The sequence below is a fragment of the Paenibacillus solisilvae genome (assembly GCF_042656405.1).
GTDB lineage: Bacteria > Bacillota > Bacilli > Paenibacillales > Paenibacillaceae > Paenibacillus_Z > Paenibacillus_Z solisilvae.
The window spans coordinates 38,341-55,906 of sequence record NZ_JBHSOW010000037.1; the positions used below are offsets into that span (position 1 = coordinate 38,341).

At 44.0% G+C, this 17,566-nt stretch carries 15 protein-coding genes; 4 read left to right on the top strand and 11 right to left on the bottom strand.

Features of this window, described 5'->3' with window-relative positions:
* Window positions 1-116 precede the first annotated feature (116 nt).
* From ACFPYJ_RS10270 to ACFPYJ_RS10280, 3 genes are all read right to left on the bottom strand, one after another.
* Window positions 117-1,442 carry an ABC transporter substrate-binding protein gene (locus tag ACFPYJ_RS10270; RefSeq protein WP_379188039.1) on the bottom strand — a complete coding sequence of 442 codons (1,326 nt, stop codon included), beginning with the start codon at window positions 1,440-1,442 and terminating at the stop codon, window positions 117-119.
* A gap of 137 nt (window positions 1,443-1,579) precedes the next feature.
* The gene (locus tag ACFPYJ_RS10275) at window positions 1,580-2,473 is read right to left on the bottom strand and encodes a response regulator transcription factor (protein WP_379188040.1); all 894 of its coding nucleotides are present in this window, start codon (window positions 2,471-2,473) and stop codon (window positions 1,580-1,582) included.
* Complete coding sequence (locus ACFPYJ_RS10280) at window positions 2,451-4,226, bottom strand: sensor histidine kinase (protein WP_379188041.1); 1,776 nt, start codon at window positions 4,224-4,226, stop codon at window positions 2,451-2,453. Before ACFPYJ_RS10280 ends, ACFPYJ_RS10275 begins: the two co-directional genes overlap by 23 nt.
* 456 nt (window positions 4,227-4,682) lie before the next feature.
* On the opposite strand from ACFPYJ_RS10280, the gene ACFPYJ_RS10285 reads away from it, so the two are divergent.
* Window positions 4,683-5,507: a DUF2935 domain-containing protein gene (locus ACFPYJ_RS10285; protein ID WP_379188042.1), complete on the top strand. Its 825-nt coding sequence runs from the start codon at window positions 4,683-4,685 to the stop codon at window positions 5,505-5,507.
* 261 nt (window positions 5,508-5,768) lie between these two features.
* On the top strand, window positions 5,769-7,043 hold the full coding sequence (locus ACFPYJ_RS10290; protein WP_379188043.1) for an aldose epimerase family protein: 1,275 nt from the start codon (window positions 5,769-5,771) through the stop codon (window positions 7,041-7,043).
* A gap of 54 nt (window positions 7,044-7,097) precedes the next feature.
* Here ACFPYJ_RS10290 and ACFPYJ_RS10295 read toward each other — a convergent pair whose 3' ends face one another.
* The gene (locus ACFPYJ_RS10295) at window positions 7,098-7,880 is read right to left on the bottom strand and encodes a DeoR/GlpR family DNA-binding transcription regulator (protein ID WP_379188080.1); all 783 of its coding nucleotides are present in this window, start codon (window positions 7,878-7,880) and stop codon (window positions 7,098-7,100) included.
* A gap of 426 nt (window positions 7,881-8,306) precedes the next feature.
* Window positions 8,307-9,461 carry a Calx-beta domain-containing protein gene (locus ACFPYJ_RS10300; RefSeq protein ID WP_379188044.1) on the bottom strand — a complete coding sequence of 385 codons (1,155 nt, stop codon included), beginning with the start codon at window positions 9,459-9,461 and terminating at the stop codon, window positions 8,307-8,309.
* A 211-nt stretch (window positions 9,462-9,672) separates the two neighbouring features.
* Between ACFPYJ_RS10300 and ACFPYJ_RS10305 the strand changes: the two genes are divergently transcribed.
* Complete coding sequence (locus ACFPYJ_RS10305; RefSeq protein WP_379188045.1) at window positions 9,673-10,275, top strand: zinc metalloprotease; 603 nt, start codon at window positions 9,673-9,675, stop codon at window positions 10,273-10,275.
* Between the two features lie 199 nt (window positions 10,276-10,474).
* Here ACFPYJ_RS10305 and ACFPYJ_RS10310 read toward each other — a convergent pair whose 3' ends face one another.
* From ACFPYJ_RS10310 to ACFPYJ_RS10320, 3 genes are all read right to left on the bottom strand, one after another.
* Window positions 10,475-10,771, bottom strand: a complete 297-nt coding sequence (locus ACFPYJ_RS10310; protein ID WP_379188046.1) for a hypothetical protein — start codon at window positions 10,769-10,771, stop codon at window positions 10,475-10,477.
* Between the two features lie 265 nt (window positions 10,772-11,036).
* Window positions 11,037-12,203, bottom strand: a complete 1,167-nt coding sequence (locus tag ACFPYJ_RS10315; RefSeq protein ID WP_379188047.1) for a styrene monooxygenase/indole monooxygenase family protein — start codon at window positions 12,201-12,203, stop codon at window positions 11,037-11,039.
* Between the two features lie 134 nt (window positions 12,204-12,337).
* Complete coding sequence (locus ACFPYJ_RS10320; RefSeq protein WP_379188048.1) at window positions 12,338-12,931, bottom strand: YdeI/OmpD-associated family protein; 594 nt, start codon at window positions 12,929-12,931, stop codon at window positions 12,338-12,340.
* Between the two features lie 241 nt (window positions 12,932-13,172).
* On the opposite strand from ACFPYJ_RS10320, the gene ACFPYJ_RS10325 reads away from it, so the two are divergent.
* Entirely contained in the window at window positions 13,173-14,678 is a 1,506-nt protein-coding gene (locus ACFPYJ_RS10325) for a copper amine oxidase N-terminal domain-containing protein (protein ID WP_379188049.1), read from the top strand.
* Between the two features lie 62 nt (window positions 14,679-14,740).
* Here the strand turns inward: ACFPYJ_RS10325 and ACFPYJ_RS10330 are convergent, their stop codons facing one another.
* From ACFPYJ_RS10330 to ACFPYJ_RS10340, 3 genes are read right to left on the bottom strand one after another with little or no spacing between them, the layout of a single operon-like run.
* Complete coding sequence (locus tag ACFPYJ_RS10330) at window positions 14,741-15,958, bottom strand: MFS transporter (RefSeq protein ID WP_379188050.1); 1,218 nt, start codon at window positions 15,956-15,958, stop codon at window positions 14,741-14,743.
* A 21-nt stretch (window positions 15,959-15,979) separates the two neighbouring features.
* Window positions 15,980-16,792, bottom strand: coding sequence for an HAD family hydrolase (locus tag ACFPYJ_RS10335; protein ID WP_379188051.1), 813 nt, complete (start codon window positions 16,790-16,792; stop codon window positions 15,980-15,982).
* Window positions 16,785-17,561: a DeoR/GlpR family DNA-binding transcription regulator gene (locus ACFPYJ_RS10340; RefSeq protein WP_379188052.1), complete on the bottom strand. Its 777-nt coding sequence runs from the start codon at window positions 17,559-17,561 to the stop codon at window positions 16,785-16,787. The genes ACFPYJ_RS10335 and ACFPYJ_RS10340 overlap by 8 nt, the downstream gene beginning before the upstream one ends.
* Between the last annotated feature and the right edge of the window lie 5 nt (window positions 17,562-17,566).

Consider the following 17,566-nt stretch of genomic DNA (forward strand, 5'->3'; position numbering starts at 1 on the left):
GGTCTTATTATTCAGCGGCAGCCGGTGCGGGCTTCTTGCTGGGCCTATAGAGGCTGAGGCTGCCGGTGTTTGTTTGCTTTGCACATCCATCGTCATCCCAACTTCCTCTTCTAAGCTTATTTCTTCTTATATTCATCGATTTTTTTGTTTGCCAGCTCTTGAACTTCCTTCAATGCCGTTTCCAGGTCTTCGTCCTTAAGCCAAAGCGCTTCAAAGCGGGAATTAATATCCGAACTTAGTCCTGGAATACCGGCCTCAGCAGGCGTCAGCGCATAGCCGATTTCACGGGCATCCAAGAATAGCTTCGCATGTTCAGGCAGGTTGCCTTCAAGCACCACATCATCCGCGCCTTTGACTGACGGAACGGCATTCCCGCCTCCTTGAAGGCGATAGATCTGACCTTGCTTGCTTACGAACTCGGTTAGGAACGTAAATGCTGGCCCTTTTTGCTTGGAAGCTTTGTTTAAAACCATATAGGCAGTGGGAATACCGGCTGGCTCAATTTTGTTTCCCGTATTCGTCGGCCAGGTCACCACGTCATATTCGAGACTTGCGTTTTTCTTAAACAATGGAAGATACCAGCGTCCGGCACCGACAAATCCGACCTGATTGGACATGAACATGGCATCGCCGCCTTGACCTTTAGGAAGCGTCCCGGAGAAGGTAATGTTTTTGGCCTTCACGTTATCATACAAGAACTGGAAGGCTTCTTTTGCTTTAGGATCGGTGCTGCCGACATATGCACCCGTATCGTCATAAACTTTTCCTCCATTTGAGGTTACCCAGCTGTGGGTGCTGTTCCAGGAATTATCCAGTACATAACCGTATTTGCCGGTTGTGCGGATTTTCTCGGTCATCGTCTTGAAAGCTTCCCACGTCCATTCGCCTTTCTCCTGAAGATCTGCAGGCATATCGGTGACTCCCGCGTCCTTCAAAACCTTCTTGTTATACCAAAGCACCATCGGATTGCAGTCTACCGTTATTCCAAAAATCTTGTTGTCGCGCTGCGCTGCACCCCATAGTCCTTCATAGAAATCTTCCTTCTTCACGATACTGTTCGATACATCCATCAGCGGAGTGAGCTCTTCAATACTTCCATTCTCGATCAGCTTCACGATAAAGGCGTCACCCGCATAAAAGATATCCGGAGCCTTGCCTCCCGTCAGCTGCGTCAATATTTTCTGATCATATTCACCGGGGATAGGAATGAGCTCGGCTTCGATATCAGGATGCTTGGCGTTAAAATCCTTCGTGAAATCCTGAAACCGCGTCAGTTCGCCAGGATTTCCCCATACAGCCCAGGTGATTTTCGCTTTTTCCCCCTTAGGTGCTGTATTGCCCCCTTCAGACTGAGCTTCTTCATTGCTGCCTGATGCACATCCCTGCAGCATAGTGGATAGAGCAAGAACCAGAGCCAACAGTGTCCATTTGTGCTTCTTCATTACACATTCCTCCTTTTATTGTCTGCTCATGCCCCACTTCTAGTAATGGAAGCGCTTTTATTATAAAATACGAGATTTTTCATTGAAACGGATTTTGTTCCGATTATGTGTCTTGTTTTCCGCTGTTTGCTTGTCCTCTAATTTGCACGGTGTCCATGAAACTCAGCCGGCGACAGACCGACAATCTTCTTGAACTGCTTACTGAAGTGCTTGACATCGTTAAATCCCGACTGCTCGGCGACCTCATACACCCTGAGCGTCGACGCTGCCAGCAGCTCCTTAGCCCGGTTGACGCGCAAAGTGATCAGGTAGTCGATAAAGTTGGTTCCGGTCACTTTCTTGAAAATTTCACTGAAATAATTCCGGCTGACGTTCACTTCATCCGCCACCTGCTGCAGGGAGATCGGTTCGATAAAATGCTCAGTCATAAACTGAACCGCCTGCATAACAATCCGTTGGTGAAGCGTTATATCCGGAATTCCGGTGTCATGCGCTGCAGGCAGTTCATTGAAGCTGGCTTCCACTCGCAGCAGTGAACGATCTGCTCTCTCATTCCCCTGAATGGCCGGAATCATAGGCTTCTCCTGCTCTTCCTGCTGCTCAGCAAGCTGCTGTTCACGGTATTTATCCAGTAATTTCCGGTTTTCCTGCTCTTCCTGGAGCTTCTCGCGCATGGAATCCAGAATCGTCTTGAGTGAATCCGAGTTCAGTGTCGGCTTCAAAATATAATCGGATGCACCGAGCCTGATTCCTTCCCGCACATAATCGAAATCGCTATGGCAGCTAAGCAGCAGAACCTTGACCCATGGACACAGCTCCCGGGTTCTGCGCACCAGCTCCAGGCCATCCATAACAGGCATGGCAATATCGGTGATCAGAATATCCACTTCACGGTTCTCGATCCACTTCATCGCCCGGAGTCCGTTTGCCGCCTCCCCCACCAGCTTGTAACCGTTCCCCTCCCAATCGAATGTAGTACGAAGCCCGACCCTTGCAATGAATTCGTCATCAACGAGCAGCACTCTGCACATATTTATCCTCCTTTCTTTGTGAGAAGCTAATCAGCACTTGAGTGCCTTTCCCCTGTGTACTGGCCACCTTGACCCCATAAGTATTTCCGTAATAAAGCTTGATCGTTTGATGTACATGCCGCAGCCCGATACTCGTCATCCCCTTCGTCGTTCGTTCTTTGCCGCTGATCAGCAGCTGATTGATCCGTTCCCCGTCAATGCCCACCCCGTCATCCTCAATCCGAATGACGATATCCTCGCCCATCTGCCGCACATGAATAATGATCGCCCCTTTCTCTTCCTTGGGAGCAATTCCATGAAAGATGGCATTCTCCACAATCGGCTGCAGCAGCATGCGCGGAATCGGAATATCGAGCAGCTCATGAGGGCAGTCGATATGCAGTTCAATCTTATTCTCGTACCGGTATTCCTGGATGATCATGTATTTCTCCAGCAATTCTAGCTCGCCGCCAATGGTGCTGAATACGCCGCCCCGCTCCAGGCTGCCCTCCAGCAGCTGAACAAGTGTCGTCACGGCATTATCCACATCGTTCGTGCGATTGAGCTTGGCCATCCAGCGAATGGTGTTCAAGGTATTGTATAGAAAATGGGGATTGATCTGATAGCGCAAGGCGCGTATTTCCGCCTTCTTCTTCTCCGACTCCTCCTCGGAGATACGCTCAATAAGCAGCGCGATCTGTCCGATCATCTTGTTGAAGCTGCGCCCTAGCTGGCCAATTTCATTGCGCCCAATGTAGCGGCTTCTGACGGTCAGATCTCCCGCTTCACCCATCTTCATCAACCGGCTGAGGCTAACGAGCGGATTACCGATTTTACGGATTCCGTATACCCCCATACCGATAGCAAGCAAAATGGAGCCCAGTGCAATCCACAGCGTGAAATTGCGGATACTGGCTGAATCTGCGGTCAGCTCTTTAAGCGGAACAACCCCGACCACATGCCAGCCGTTATCCAATTGCTCCGGAATGACAAGCGTCTTTTTCTTGTCATTATAGCTCTCCAGCATTTTCGTCGGCAGCTCAATCTTCGATGTTTCTCCGTACTCAGCCGGATTGGGGTGGTAGAAATACCGGTTCTCATCATTGGTCACATAGATATAACCCGTGTCTCCGAACTGCACACGGTCGAGCTCGTCGATGAGCAGGTCTCCCATAATTTCATAGAACATGACACCGATAATCTGCCCGGTCTCCCAGCTGCGAATCGCACGGCCAAGCCCGAATACCGGAAAACCCATCTCCGTTTTTTTAAGGTACGAGGTTTGAGAGAGGCCGAACCACACCGTATTGCCATTGGCCTTCAAAATAGCGTCATACCAGTCGGAATCCCACTGATCGGGGATTGACATGAGTGAATCTGCGCTGAATACGGAATTATTGCGTTTAACATCGAAGATATAAATATCGATTATTTCCGGTGAATTGATCATGATTGACGTGAGCAGCTCTTTGCCGCTCTTCACCATCTCATTGGAATCGAAAAGGGTTGTCTCCGACTTTGGTTCCAAAATCTTTTGGATGAGCTTGCTGTTGAGCACCATCATGGAGGAGTCGTCAAGCTTTTTGAAAAACAGATTCAGTTTGTCGCTAACCTGCGTGATTGTAAGCGATGCAACCTTGCTCACCTGCTCCTCCACAATAGCCGAGGATTTATTGTAGGACAGGAAACCCATCACAAGCACGGGAAGCGTCATGCCGATAAAACAAAACAAGAACAGCTGAATAACAATCGAATGAAGATACCGAAACCGCATGTTTATTCATCCTTTCCTGCTGCAGATTATTACATCCACTTTCGAAGTGAACCACCTTTTCCATAGCAAAATAACCATGGGCAGGGTGATTGGGACATAAATGGACCAGATCACCACCTCATCGTTAAGGATTGAACCTATAATTCGCCAAAGGAGAGATATCCCCTCCTTTACATTCCGTTTTAGGGGAAATAAGTTGCAGAACATGAAGAAAAGGCGATCCAACAGCGGTAAAAAGCTGCGTATCGCCCATCATTAAATGCTTTATATCTATCCCGAAAATAAATGCAACAAGCTATTCTATCCCTCTATGGTGAAGTCTTCCCCGTCCGTTATTAATGAGCAGCGCAGTAAATGGTGCTTCTGAACACGGATATTCAACTCTATACATTTTATCCAAGCACTCGTACATATCGTAGGGAGAATGGAGTAGGAAGGAAGGAAAGGAGCCACTTTATGACCAATGAGTTTGTAGCGCGTTCCCTGGATGAGGTAAGGTTTTGGTCGCGTATTATGAAAGAACATTCTCTGTTCCTCAGACTTGGATTCCGATGTGAGGATACTCAATTAATTAATGAAGCCAACCAATTTTATTCCATATTTGAAGCGATCGAAAACAGAGCTATTGCATTTAACGTTGGAACGGATCCCCAAACGATCAGAAGGTTTAATGAAGAAGTCCATAATGCCGTTTCTCATATTTGGGTGTTTAAACGGAAAATTCTCGGATTGATCCTCCGTTGTCAGCTTCCAGGCGCGAACAATTTCCCGCTGCTCGTCGACCATGTAAGCAGAGAAGCCAACTATTTCAGAAACCGGCTGGCGGAATTGAATGCGGGCAGACTGGAACCGCTGCCTGACGCTATTATCGACGAAAACGTATTCTTTCTGAGAATTATGGCTGATCATGCCAAGTTTATCAGTCACCTGCTTGACCCTTCCGAACGAAAGTTAGTCGATCAAGCGAATCATTTCAGTGAAGATTTCGATCAGTTATTATTTCAGGCAAGGGATTTGGATTCGATGCGTCCGCAGTCACAAACCGCCCCGCTCCTTGATCAGTTTCTGGACCAAAATCGGGTTTCCGTTGCATCATTACGTGACTTTAAACGAACAGCGCGGGATTTAATTGAGGCTTGCCGGATTAAGAGCATTATTCATCCGCTGCTTGCCGATCATGTATTCCGTGAAGCCGAGAGATTCCTGTTCATTATCGATATGTTTGAAAGCTCTTTAACCGGTAAACCTATGCCCCGGGATCCAAGTGTGGTAATGGATTGATTGATCGATTTCTTCGGGACGATTTGTTGTATCCGACAAAGCTGCAGCCAGTTAAGCAGAAACTTGAGAGAAGAAATCCTCCAGAGAGTAAGGATGTCTTCTTTCTTGTTTCTTTCCGTATCCATCTTATGATCATGTATGTCATATTCTACTCCGTTCTCCAATATGATCGATAATATGCGGGTTCACACGATGCTCCAGGGTATTTCCTAATCTACATATTCCCATGGGTTAGTATTGCGACTGCAAGGAGGGAAGGCAATGATTACAAGAGAGACAATCGAAGGCTTTGATGTGATCACAATGGAAAGCGATAAGATTGCTGCCTCGCTTTGTCCTGCACTTGGCAACAATATGTATCGGATATGGGATAAAATAAAGCAACGCGAAGTATTAAGAACTCCTCAACCGCTTGCTATATTGAAAACTGAGCCGATTCTCTATGGAATCCCCGTCTTAATGCCTCCCAACCGGATTCGTAATGGACGCTTTCGATTTCAGGGCAGGGAATATCAATTGGAGATCAATACCCCTAATGGACATCATATCCACGGCTTTCTCGCGTTGAATCCATGGGAAGTAAGAAATACGTATGAAATCGGCTCCAACATGTCCGTCACTTCATCCTTTGAGACAGCCCGTTTTCCTCACGTGCTGGAACAATTTCCGCATGACTTATATATCATCATGAGATATGAACTAAAAGAAAGCAGTTTAACTGCTATATTGAAAACTGAGCCGATTCTCTATGGAATCCCCGTCTTAATGCCTCCCAACCGGATTCGTAATGGACGCTTTCGATTTCAGAGCAGGGAATATCAATTGGAGATCAATACCCCTAATGGACATCATATCCACGGCTTTCTCGCGTTGAATCCATGGGAAGTAAGAAATACGTATGAAATCGGCTCCAACATGTCCGTCACTTCATCCTTTGAGACAGCCCGTTTTCCTCACGTGCTGGAACAATTTCCGCATGACTTATATATCATCATGAGATATGAACTAAAAGAAAGCAGACTAACCCAGTATGTTAGCATTACAAATCAAGGCCATTTAACTGCTCCGATCGGCTTTGGGCTGCATCCATGGTTTCTCCTTGACCATTCACCGGAAAAATGGATGCTAACCCTTCCAGTTTCGAAAATTTGGGAGTTAGATTCCGCCTTGATGCCGACAGGCCGATTGCTGCCGCTGGGCAAATACGAAGCTTTCCTGGACGGAATGAATCTGCAGGATGTAGACCTAGATACACCGTTTCTCATTGGAGACCAGCCTCGTACGGCGTTACTGGCTACAGAAGGATATGCTATCCGTATACACGTTTCAAAACTTTATAAACATTGGGTGATCTACACGGGGGGAAAAGCGGACGAGTTTATCGCCATAGAACCGTATACATGGGTAACAAATGCACCCAATCTCCCGTTAAAACCTGAGTTAACCGGCTTAATCGCACTGCCTCAAGGAGAAACGATTCATTTGCAAATGGAATTGGAGATTATTTATGGATACCCTATTACATCATGTCCTTGAAGAAGAAACCAGCCTCCAATTGGTTTGGGGCTGGCCTCTTCCATTCAACAACTATTAGTTGCGTTCACTGTCATCCACTTGTGCAACGATCACCTTAACCCCAAGCGCCCGAATCCGTTCTATCGCTTCCGGATCAGCGTCCTCGTCTGTAATTAACAAATCCAAATCTTCAATCATCCCTGCCTTTGCAAAACCATCATTTCCAAGAGAATGGTGCGTTGTAATTCCAATGCGTCGGCGAGATACAGCAGATACCGCTCTACCGAATGCTGCTACTTCCGGAGTAGCCACAAATATTCCCTCCTCAGAGATACCGCCTCCGGTGGCGAAGCTAATATCAAACTTAAATTGGCGGACAGATTCGTTCGCAAGTACATCTGTAATATTGCCAGAGGGCTTTACACGACCGCCGATTAAGTAAGTATCAATCCACTCCTGTTCACGCAATACATCGGCCACACGCATGCTGTTAGTCACGATAGTTAGCGGCATATGTTCTGGCAGATGCTTCAATAACACGTAAGAAATCGCGCCACTGCCAATAAATACGGTATCTTTTTCTCGAATATACGATACAGCGAGTTTAGCGATTGCGTTCCCCTGCGGTGATCCTTCGCCGTATCGCCTTTCTGGAGGCGGAGGTGACTGTCGAACTTTCGTAGAGGGGATCGCGCCGCCGTGCGTTTTCTTAAGTAATCCTTTTTCCTCCAAGATGGACAGGTCTCGGCGGATTGAATCGATGGAAATTTGGAACATCTCCGCCAAGTCCTTAGCCAGTACCCGTTTCTCTTGATGCAATAAAGCAAGAATTTTCTCCCGTCTTTCTTCGGCAAACATCCCTGTCCCTTCCTGTATCATGCGTCTTACCTCCTGTATATTCGTTTATATATATTTTATGATCTTATTATATTCCGTTATTGTCGTTTTTTCAACAATTTACCATCATTTATTTTCTTTTTATGCATTTTTATGCTGTTTATTTAGTTGAGCCTGCTGCAAAAAACCAGCCCCTATCTAAGGACTGGTTAGTAACTGCGTTATAGAACAATCGTGTTTCCTTGATTTAACCTCTTTCCTTCGGTTTACCCCCAATTAATCCCAATTTCATTTGTTTAGATATGATTGCAGCACCACGCTGCATTATCCTGACCAATACCTCGATATTCATTCATGATAATTAGTTTACGCATGATGTAACTCCTTGTCGTTGTAGATCTGAGAAACAGGCATAATATATGCAGTAGTGAGTATGAACCGCTGTTACTAGGTTAAATGGTCCTTATCAAGGATATGAACTTCAATGGTTTCTGTTTCGATTATCACGCCACCGATCGGATCAAAGAGGCGAATAGTGAATGATTCCATGTATTCGGCAAGGCTGTCATCCAATAGAGGGACGAATATCGTCTTACTCACTTCTCCTTTTGTAAAGGATAAAGTCTTTCTAGCCGCAGTAAAGTCTGTACCAGCAGCTGCTGTCCCCGCTATCGTCTCATACTCAACTGTGATAGGTCTTTCCCCGGTCCTTGTGACTTTGATATAGGCTCCCCTTGTCTCTTCCATTGCATAAACGACAGGGTCTTTGAATCTCACATAGGCACGATCATTGTCGACATAGGAAATTCTCGTATCCGGATCAAGCAGGTTTACGTAAACGTTCTCTTCCGATACATTTTGGAATGCGACAAAGAAGTATTCTGCCTCTTCGGCATAATTATCGTCATGAACAGGAATGGTAAGGACTTTAACCGTTTCTCCCGGTGCAAAGGCGATCACTCCAGCGGCTTCGTCATAGTCGGAGGGGCTTTGAGCGGTCCCGGGTGATGTTTGATAATGGATTAAGACTTCGTCATTCGTCGGGTTCTTACGTGTTAGTCTTACCCTTGCATAACCGTCCCCTTCGCCATTGATCATTTTTTCCGCTCGGATTACATTCGTTGAATTTGGATCGTCATCACTGATGATCGTCACACCGCAAAAATAAGAAGTTTTTGATAGAGTCGCTCCGCCTGTCGGATTTTTGAGCTCAATAACAAAACTTTCCGGATATTCCTCGTAAAGCGAGTCATTGATGAGAGGGACAACAATCGTCTTTGCAGACTCACCGTCAGCGAATACCAATGTTCCACTAACCGCCTCAAAATCTTGACCTGGTCTGGCGGGATGTGAGGCCGGTACGTTTTCCTTATCTCTCGTGTAGTAGTCAATCGTTACAGCACCGGCGCTTCCCATCGTTCGAATGACTGTCAGGCTGACTGTCCCCTCTGTTTCATTGACCGTAAAACGACCGCTATAATCGAAAGCCAGTTCACCTTGGCTCGACGCATTAGCAGTATGATGTGGATCTAGAAGCACGATAGTGATCATGACGAAGAAAGCAAGCAGAGCCAAGGCAGTCCTTTTCCGATTCATTAACATAAATGCCATCTCCTTCGCAATTTTCATGATGAAGTGAGATCATGGTGATTCTCTAGTCCGAGTATGACATATTTACTATTTTTAGGTAATGATTCCTAAGTATTATTTCATTATAAGTTATTGTGATTTATTGTCTGAAAGGATTTGATAACCGCAAACTAATCCAAGCAACTCCTTCTCTATTTTAATAGATTGTATGGTAGTTTATTACTTGAAGGGAGTGTTGCAATATGCACGGTTAAGTAGTACTCCTCAAGACCGTAGAGCTAGAATAGCAAGCGATATTGCTAATGCTAATCGGGCATGGGGAACCGGTTTTTCCCCAGGAGTCAGTTGTGAAATCAATTTTGTTTCCGGGGGGACATGGAACGCTACAGGCAGAACAATAAATGCAAGTTTATTGTCCGCTAGCTTAAACCATGCAAGTATTGATAATCTAATCAAAGAGATTAGAAGAAATGTAGGAGACCTAACCGCAATCTATGTGCTTTATTTAAGCGGGGAAGCTTTTTCAAATGGCTCTACTGTAGGTGTCGGGGGAACGCGGCAGAAATTCAATAACAGTAATGCACTTGTTGGACATATTGCATTAACGAATAGAGCTGGAGACACAAACAGTCCCTATTTATTTGCACATGAAGCAGGACATTGCTTAGGTCTGGGTCATTTCCGCAATAGTCAAAATTTAATGTATGGCAATGGCAACCGCCCCGTCCCGAGAAGCAATCCATTCCTAACTAGCGGGCAGTGCAGATTAGCCAGGCAGAGTAAATTGATATTGCAAAATGCCACCCGCAATAGTAGAAGAAGTTAATGAATTGATCATATTGTCCGTACCGCCTGATTCGACCGACTCGATGGGCAAGACTGCCCATTGTGGAAATTATTCATTTGGATACATGATCCCACAAAATTATTGATTATTCATTTTTCCAAGTTATAACATCGTTATTATCTTGTCCGTTATTGAACAATATTTTCCGTTAGCGCTATCAAACTTTGCTTTTCGATAATCATATAATTGTTACAATTGCAATATCCCTTCCAGCCCACAGTTTAAAGCTATAGTCTTTTTCGAGTAAATGCCACGGTGCTTCATCCACGACAAAAGCAACATCCGCATATGTAAGCCATGAGTCATCTATGAATTCAGTTATTCTAACTAAAACAGTCCATGTATCTCCATAAAATTGCTTGTTTTCTATTTGCCCAAAGTTTACAACAATGTCTCGAAGCCACTCTTTGACTAAAAAGCCACTTGGGTTCAAATCCCATTGGATAAGAGCTTTTGCTAACCTGCTGTCGTCCACATTATTTCCTCCATAATAAAATTAGGGCAAACCGCGCTTTAGAAAAGTAGAGATCAGTCTCAGTTGGCCGGTATTTCTTCGTTCTATGCAGAGTAACCGCAACATTTCTCCATCAATTAAATCAAGAGGAGCGTCAATTAAGTGGCCCCCCTCTTGATCGTTTATTCCGTTTTCATTGAATGGATGATAATAAAAAGTGCTTGAACTTAGTAATATCAACGCCTTTTGTTGATAGGGCCTGCTTCCTTTGAACTTTTTAATCTTATTAACGGAAAAATGCTTCATGCGCCTTGGTAGGCACCTCGAACCAATGTGCAACTTGGTCGGCGACCTGTTGATCCGTGGCTGCCTTCATGAGTATCTGGGCAACGTGTTCCGGCAACGGTCCGGTCATGGCATTGGTCCATTCTGTCACTGCCTTAACATAAGGGCCGATGCGTCTCCAATAATCAATGCCAATTTGCTCATCCCATGCAGATTCCTTGTGCGCCATAAGGGTCTCATACAACTGCTCTGCACAATAAGATGCCGTATTGCAGCCTTGACCCGTAATCGGATCTGCAAGGATGACACTGTCTCCGCATCCCAGCACCAACGTATCGTTCAGCATCAGATACGGCTGGCGAATAACCGGCGTGATCGCGGTCTGAAGATATGCCGATTCATCCACCAGAGAGAAACGGTCCGGATCAATGCGCCCGTAAATTTCCGGAAAATTATCCTGTAAAATGCTCTTCATTCGTTCCACAAAATCTTGACTGGTCCTCACCCCGATAAAGGCATCCAATTTCCCCTGAGGCACCGCCTCTATGAATAAAATCGTAACCGGTCCCTGCTCGGTTAAGGCGGGGATTTCAAACATCTCGCCTGTTCCGGGAAGGACTGTAATTGAAATTCCCTCAGGCTCAACCGGGGCTACCCCCGTAAAATATCCGACAATGCATTTTCGCTGCGGAGTATGGAATGGTGTTAGCTCGACTTCTACTGGAAATGGTGCAAGCGGGCCTGATTTTCCGGTGGCATCGATCAACAAGTCATACGATTCAGCCAACGTCTTCAATTCTTCAGGAATTATGCGGGCTTTGCGAAAGCGCACACCCCGCTGCTCCAAATCATTCATCGCCTGAGAGTAGGCCATCCGCTGATCAATAGACGCGGCAGTGCCTGTTAGCCTTCCTACAAAAAGCTTCTGCTGGCCCATGCTGAAATGAATCGATTTAATGGAGGGGGCTGCATCCGTTTCAGGCATATGAAATCGGTGCTCCCTGTCCAATGTCGGACGAAAATGCACCTGGGTCGATTGAATTCTTCCACGCAAGATCTCACCAGGTTCCTCGTAATGAAGCATCGTAACATCAAAATCGTTTTTCAAGGAATACGTCAGCTGCAGTCCCGATGTACCGCTGCCTATAATGCCAATTCGTTTGTTCATAAAGTCATCTCCTTCTATGAATAGACTTTTATTAGAATACCGAAAATCATCTTTAAATAGAAGGTAATCCTATCCATAACTATTGCGAACGGCATTTAATTGAATGCTTTTTTGCTTAGGTTTGCATACACGCCCTAATCATTTAATCCCTTTCCATTGAGAATTTGCTGCATACATTTTTCAACCCTTGACTCTCGAGTTTTGGATTGTTTGGGTCCAGAAAAATAAAGAATGTATGCTCTTTGCCGTCCGGGCGTCAATGCTTCAAAAGCAGTTTTCAAGGCAGGGATTTCATCGAATTTATTTTGAAATTCTTCAGGAAGTATGAATTCAGTATGCTTTTTAAAATTCACTTCCAAACCGGCTTTTTCAACTTCAATGGCTTCATAAATATAGGCTTTCAATATGGTTTCCATTGCAACTATTTCTCGAACATTGGAGAACCGAATCTGGCGCCCCGCCTGTACATTCTCCGTTTGTTGGATTAGTATCCCATGGGCATCCTGTAACAAGGCACCTTTGTGAAACAGAAGCGCACAATATTCTTTAAATCCGTGTATTAAAACTATGTTTTTTTTCTCAAACGTGTAACAAGGATGCATCCACTTAAATTCTTCGGTCAGCTCACAGTCAAGAACGATTTTTCTCAACTTCTCATATTCTTCCTGCCACGTTTTAGCTTTACTTAAAAATTCATTAACCTTAGGATTCATTCTACTATTTGTCATCAAGGAACACCCCTCTTCATCATCCGCTTATTTCGTATCTGCGCACATAGGTTCAATTGTACTGCTTTTTTATGGATTGTACAGTTTTCGTACAGACTCTAGGCTACGTTATTGTCACGTTGGCAGCCCTTCCAGTAAGAAACATTATCCATTGAAACTTAAATCAATAATTCTTATACTAATGTAGGTCTGAAAAAAATATGCAAATTGGTGTTTATGAAAATGCCGCGAGGAGAGAAAGATGAAACGTAACGCAAAGAAATGGTATGTAGGTATTATTTTTCTATTATTAGTTGTACTAACCGCTTGTCAATCTGTTGAAGGCATTGACTTAAATAAATCGCTTTTGGAGCAATTGAAGGTGAAATCCGGAGAAAGCAGCCAATCGATGTCATGGAACTTTGAGATTGATCCTAATGCGGATGTTACGGCGGAAGAATTATCGATGCTTGATAAGCTTAAGTCAGGTTCTATCGAAGTTCATACAAAAAGCAAGGATGAGCTGAACGGATCTGCCAGCGGGTCCATCACTCTTGCAGGAAAAACAATTCCATTCAAATTGTACACAAATGACCAAAAATTCGTCATGCAAGTTGAAAGTTCCAAGAACTTGTTAAGTGCTTCATTAGCTAACAGCAGCACGTTAGAAGATATGGATTTAGGCTTTATAAGCGGTTTGAAGAATGATCTGGAATTTCGGGATGAGCTCATGTCCACATTAATCCGTAATTTGCCCAATCCTAAAAATACGACGATCGATTTTGGGCATAAAACCAGCATTAACGGTGAAGAAGTTACTCTTAGCAATGTGAAAATGGAAGTTCAAGGCACGAATTTGCATGAAGTCATCATCGATTTCATTGACAATCTGTTACATGATGAAACCAATGTTAAAAAGCTGTTAAATACAGCATTGTCTTATGATCAAGAGTTATCTGAATCTGACCGTAAAACGGAAGCTGACGATATGATGGAACAATACCGCAAGTTTTTAAGCCAATTACAAGTGGATTTGTCCAATGATGATGAGGCCATCTACAAAATGCTTAATAACCGTAATAATTATATAAAGTTGGAAACGGGAATCGATTCATCCTTTAAAATTCGCAGCACCAAAGCTGAAATTTATTACCGTATCCCGAAAGTTGCAGGAATGACACCACTTCCAATCCGCTCTGCAAAAATAACATTGACGGGTCAAAATTGGAACATAAATGAAGCTGTAGCGGTTGACCAGCCTGCTGCAAACAGTAAATATACAGATATTGAGTCTATTACTAGCCCTAGATCGTTTATCAAACAGCTTGATTCTGCTTCTTCCCTGTATGACTTGCTGCACAACGATTTGAAATTGTCGGTTCGGACCGGTGAGTTTTACAGCATGATTGGTGAAGATCTTTCCAGGCCTGGACAAGCCGTTTATGCTGACGGTCATCCATATGTAAAACAAGGCACGATGATGATCGGTGCCAAACAATTGGCAACGTCAATGGAATTCGGATTAGCATGGGACAAGAAACAAAAAACCGTCGTACTTAAAGACAATGGAAACTATGTTGTTTTTAGACTTGGCAGCAAACAAGCTAACGCTAACGGAAAGTCTGTTACCTTAACTCAAGCGCCGCAAGTGCTGAACAATTATATCTACATTCCGCTTAAATCAGCCGCAGTTCCATTAAAAACAACCATTCAATTACAAAGCGATATTGAGTATGGAACGACTCTTATTTCTCTAAAAGTTGAATAATTTTTGCAACAGACTAAGAACTGCCTTCAGCAACAGGGCAGTTCTTTTTTTGACCCTTTCAATTATCGGCTAGGCACACCTGAATGCTTCGCTTCGTCAAGTGTAGTAGACGATGTCCCTGTATTTCTACTTACATGGAGTAAGCAAAGAAACATGAGTAAAGCACAAACGATGATAACCCAAATTGTCTTTGTCGCTTGAAAATGATCCATACTCCACCCGGTCAGCAAGGGCAGTACCGCTCCTCCAACTCCACCCGACGCAATCATAATGCTTGTCGTTTGTTTCGTATTTCCCATGAAAACACGATTGGCGAGGACGATTACGATTGCGAAGATGCCAGACAGAAAAAGTCCGATCAATAAGACAAGCGTGAAAGCTGCAATGGTATTTTTGACTAGCGCAATACAAATGAGAAAAATAATGGCACCCAGGGTACTGCCCATCAAAAACCGGCTATAGTTGAACTTTTCGGCAATTACACCTGCAAAAATCCGGCCAATAACCATAGCGATCCAAAAAAACGTAACCGAAAGTGTTGCTTCTGAAGTATTCAGATTAAAATGTTGTACAAATATCGAAGGAAGGAAGTTAACTATACTTGTTTCAATCCCGACATACAGGAATACGAAACAAATAAAGAAAGCAAGTTTGGGAAGACTAAATCGCAGTTTATCAGCTTTGTCAGAGGAGATTTCAACATGCATTGCAGGGCTTTGATGCGGCACCATACCGGCATGATCATGACGAACAAATTTCATGCTCCAAAGAGCCAAGTTGATGATTGCAAATACAATAACGATTGCAAAAGACCAGCTCCAAGAAAACCGTGCGATCAAGAAACTGGACACGATTGGCATTAACAAAGCTCCGATTCCAAACGAAACCTCCAGCCGGCTCATCGTTACAGCTCCATTATTCGTGGATTCCAATAAGAAAGTTCCTATAGCGGTTTGAGTCATTCCAAAGCCAAACCCGTTTAATGCCGCCAGTAACATGACCAGGTACCAGTGCGGGTGGAATAATAATGCGGTATGTACAATAACTAATAGGAGCACTCCTTGCAATATCGTTCGCTGGTAACCTAGACGTTCAGACACTCTTGGGGCAGCAACAACCCCAATGAAGAAACCTGCAAATTGTGTGAAAACCAATTGTCCGCCGCTGCTATAATTCCGGCCGTAATCTTGCAGCATCTCCGGTAACAAAGCACCCAACACGACTGTTGCAAGTCCGATCAGAAAATAGGCCGCGCAACCTAACCAAACCACTTTTTTCATCCAATCAACACCTTTCAATACCTATCCGTTAATAAAAGAGCGGTTATATGAAATGATGTGATGAATCGCTTCAGCTACAGAATGTATAACCGTATTTGCTTGGTTTCTTATGTCAGCATGGCTGCTGCTCATTGCAAAGCTATGTTCCGTTATGTCAAACATGGATAAATCATTAAAAGAATCGCCTATACATGCAACTTCGTTTGGATGCAGACCCAACTCTTTGATCAAAAGTGTTAATCCTACCCCTTTCGAGACACTTAACGGCATCACATCAAGGCAATCTTTGTCGGAAATAAACGTTTCTATTTTACCTTCAAACCGGGTATTCAACTCAGCCTGCAATTGATTCAATTCTTCAAGCTCACCAAAGTAGGAAATTTTGCAGCACCTTATTTCATCCTCCTGCAAAGCTGCTTCCAAATCGTCACGTACTGTACAAGCTGTTAAAATTCGCGATTCATACGGAAGCGATGTGTCTGTACGCTCCTTTATATAAAAGGAATCATCTGTGCAATGAATAAAATTGACAAAATGATTATATCTCCGGGTTGTTTGAAGCAGCCGCGAAGATACCTCGGGTTCAAATACAGAGGAGGCCAATAGATCAAGATCCTTCTTGTGAACAGTTGCTCCGTTTTGACCTATCGCATGATAACAATCATTGAATTGCTGCATGATTATCTTGATTTCTGAGTACATCCTTCCTGATGCAATGCAAAATTCAAAACCTTCATTAATTACCGTCTCAACGGATTCGAGATCCCGATTACTAATTCGACGTGTATGATCCAATAAAGTACCATCTAAATCACTAACAATCAGTTTAATCATCGCTATCTTCCTCCGATACGACTAATAGTTCGACGTGATGCTCTGCAAGCTTATCCATAATATCCCGATTCGGCTTCTGGTTTGTGATCAACAAATCAATGGATTCTAATCCTGTTATTTTGTAAAACATCTGATCACCGAACTTAGTGTGGTCCGCCAATACGATGACTTGATTTGCCCGTTTAATCATTTCACGCTTAACAACTCCATCTTCCTCGTGAGGATAAGATAAGCCATTCGGCGTAATTCCACATGCGCCAAGAAACAATTTATCTACCTGATAATCGGCTAGCTTATCAATCGTTGATTGCCCAAATAGAAATCGCTGCTGAGAGTGCAATTCCCCGCCTAATAAAATCGTTCTTACTGTTTTTTTTCTGGATAGCACATCTGCAATATCAATCGAGTTGGTGACGACAACGATATTTTCGGAGGATAAATTTTCTGCGGCGAATTGAACGGTGGTTGAAGCATCCATCATAATGAAATCTCCGTTTTTAACAAGTGAAGCTGCGAAATGCCCAATCTCGCGCTTCTCCCCGGATTCTCTTACCAGACGCTCTTTATACTCGTATATTTCTTTTGTTTTCTTCGGTAAAACAGCACCGCCGTGTGTACGGATGATGAGGCCAAGCTCTTCCATCTTCAATAAATCCCGGCGGGCGGTATCGCGGGATACCTCAAATTGTTGACAAATATCTTTAATATCGACTCGTTGGTGTTGATTCAAATGCTCAATAATCGCGTTTATCCGCTCTTCTTGAAACATGCTCA

What these genes read in the sequence shown, in the direction of transcription:
- ACFPYJ_RS10270 (WP_379188039.1), bottom strand. Translation starts at nt 1,442, where the DNA reads ATGAAGAAGCACAAATGGACACTGTTGGCTCTGGTTCTTGCTCTATCC.
- ACFPYJ_RS10275 (WP_379188040.1), bottom strand. Translation starts at nt 2,473, where the DNA reads ATGTGCAGAGTGCTGCTCGTTGATGACGAATTCATTGCAAGGGTCGGG.
- ACFPYJ_RS10280 (WP_379188041.1), bottom strand. Translation starts at nt 4,226, where the DNA reads ATGCGGTTTCGGTATCTTCATTCGATTGTTATTCAGCTGTTCTTGTTT.
- ACFPYJ_RS10285 (WP_379188042.1), top strand. Translation starts at nt 4,683, where the DNA reads ATGACCAATGAGTTTGTAGCGCGTTCCCTGGATGAGGTAAGGTTTTGG.
- ACFPYJ_RS10290 (WP_379188043.1), top strand. Translation starts at nt 5,769, where the DNA reads ATGATTACAAGAGAGACAATCGAAGGCTTTGATGTGATCACAATGGAA.
- ACFPYJ_RS10295 (WP_379188080.1), bottom strand. Translation starts at nt 7,880, where the DNA reads ATGTTTGCCGAAGAAAGACGGGAGAAAATTCTTGCTTTATTGCATCAA.
- ACFPYJ_RS10300 (WP_379188044.1), bottom strand. Translation starts at nt 9,461, where the DNA reads ATGTTAATGAATCGGAAAAGGACTGCCTTGGCTCTGCTTGCTTTCTTC.
- ACFPYJ_RS10315 (WP_379188047.1), bottom strand. Translation starts at nt 12,203, where the DNA reads ATGAACAAACGAATTGGCATTATAGGCAGCGGTACATCGGGACTGCAG.
- ACFPYJ_RS10320 (WP_379188048.1), bottom strand. Translation starts at nt 12,931, where the DNA reads ATGACAAATAGTAGAATGAATCCTAAGGTTAATGAATTTTTAAGTAAA.
- ACFPYJ_RS10325 (WP_379188049.1), top strand. Translation starts at nt 13,173, where the DNA reads ATGAAACGTAACGCAAAGAAATGGTATGTAGGTATTATTTTTCTATTA.
- ACFPYJ_RS10330 (WP_379188050.1), bottom strand. Translation starts at nt 15,958, where the DNA reads ATGAAAAAAGTGGTTTGGTTAGGTTGCGCGGCCTATTTTCTGATCGGA.
- ACFPYJ_RS10335 (WP_379188051.1), bottom strand. Translation starts at nt 16,792, where the DNA reads ATGATTAAACTGATTGTTAGTGATTTAGATGGTACTTTATTGGATCAT.
- ACFPYJ_RS10340 (WP_379188052.1), bottom strand. Translation starts at nt 17,561, where the DNA reads ATGTTTCAAGAAGAGCGGATAAACGCGATTATTGAGCATTTGAATCAA.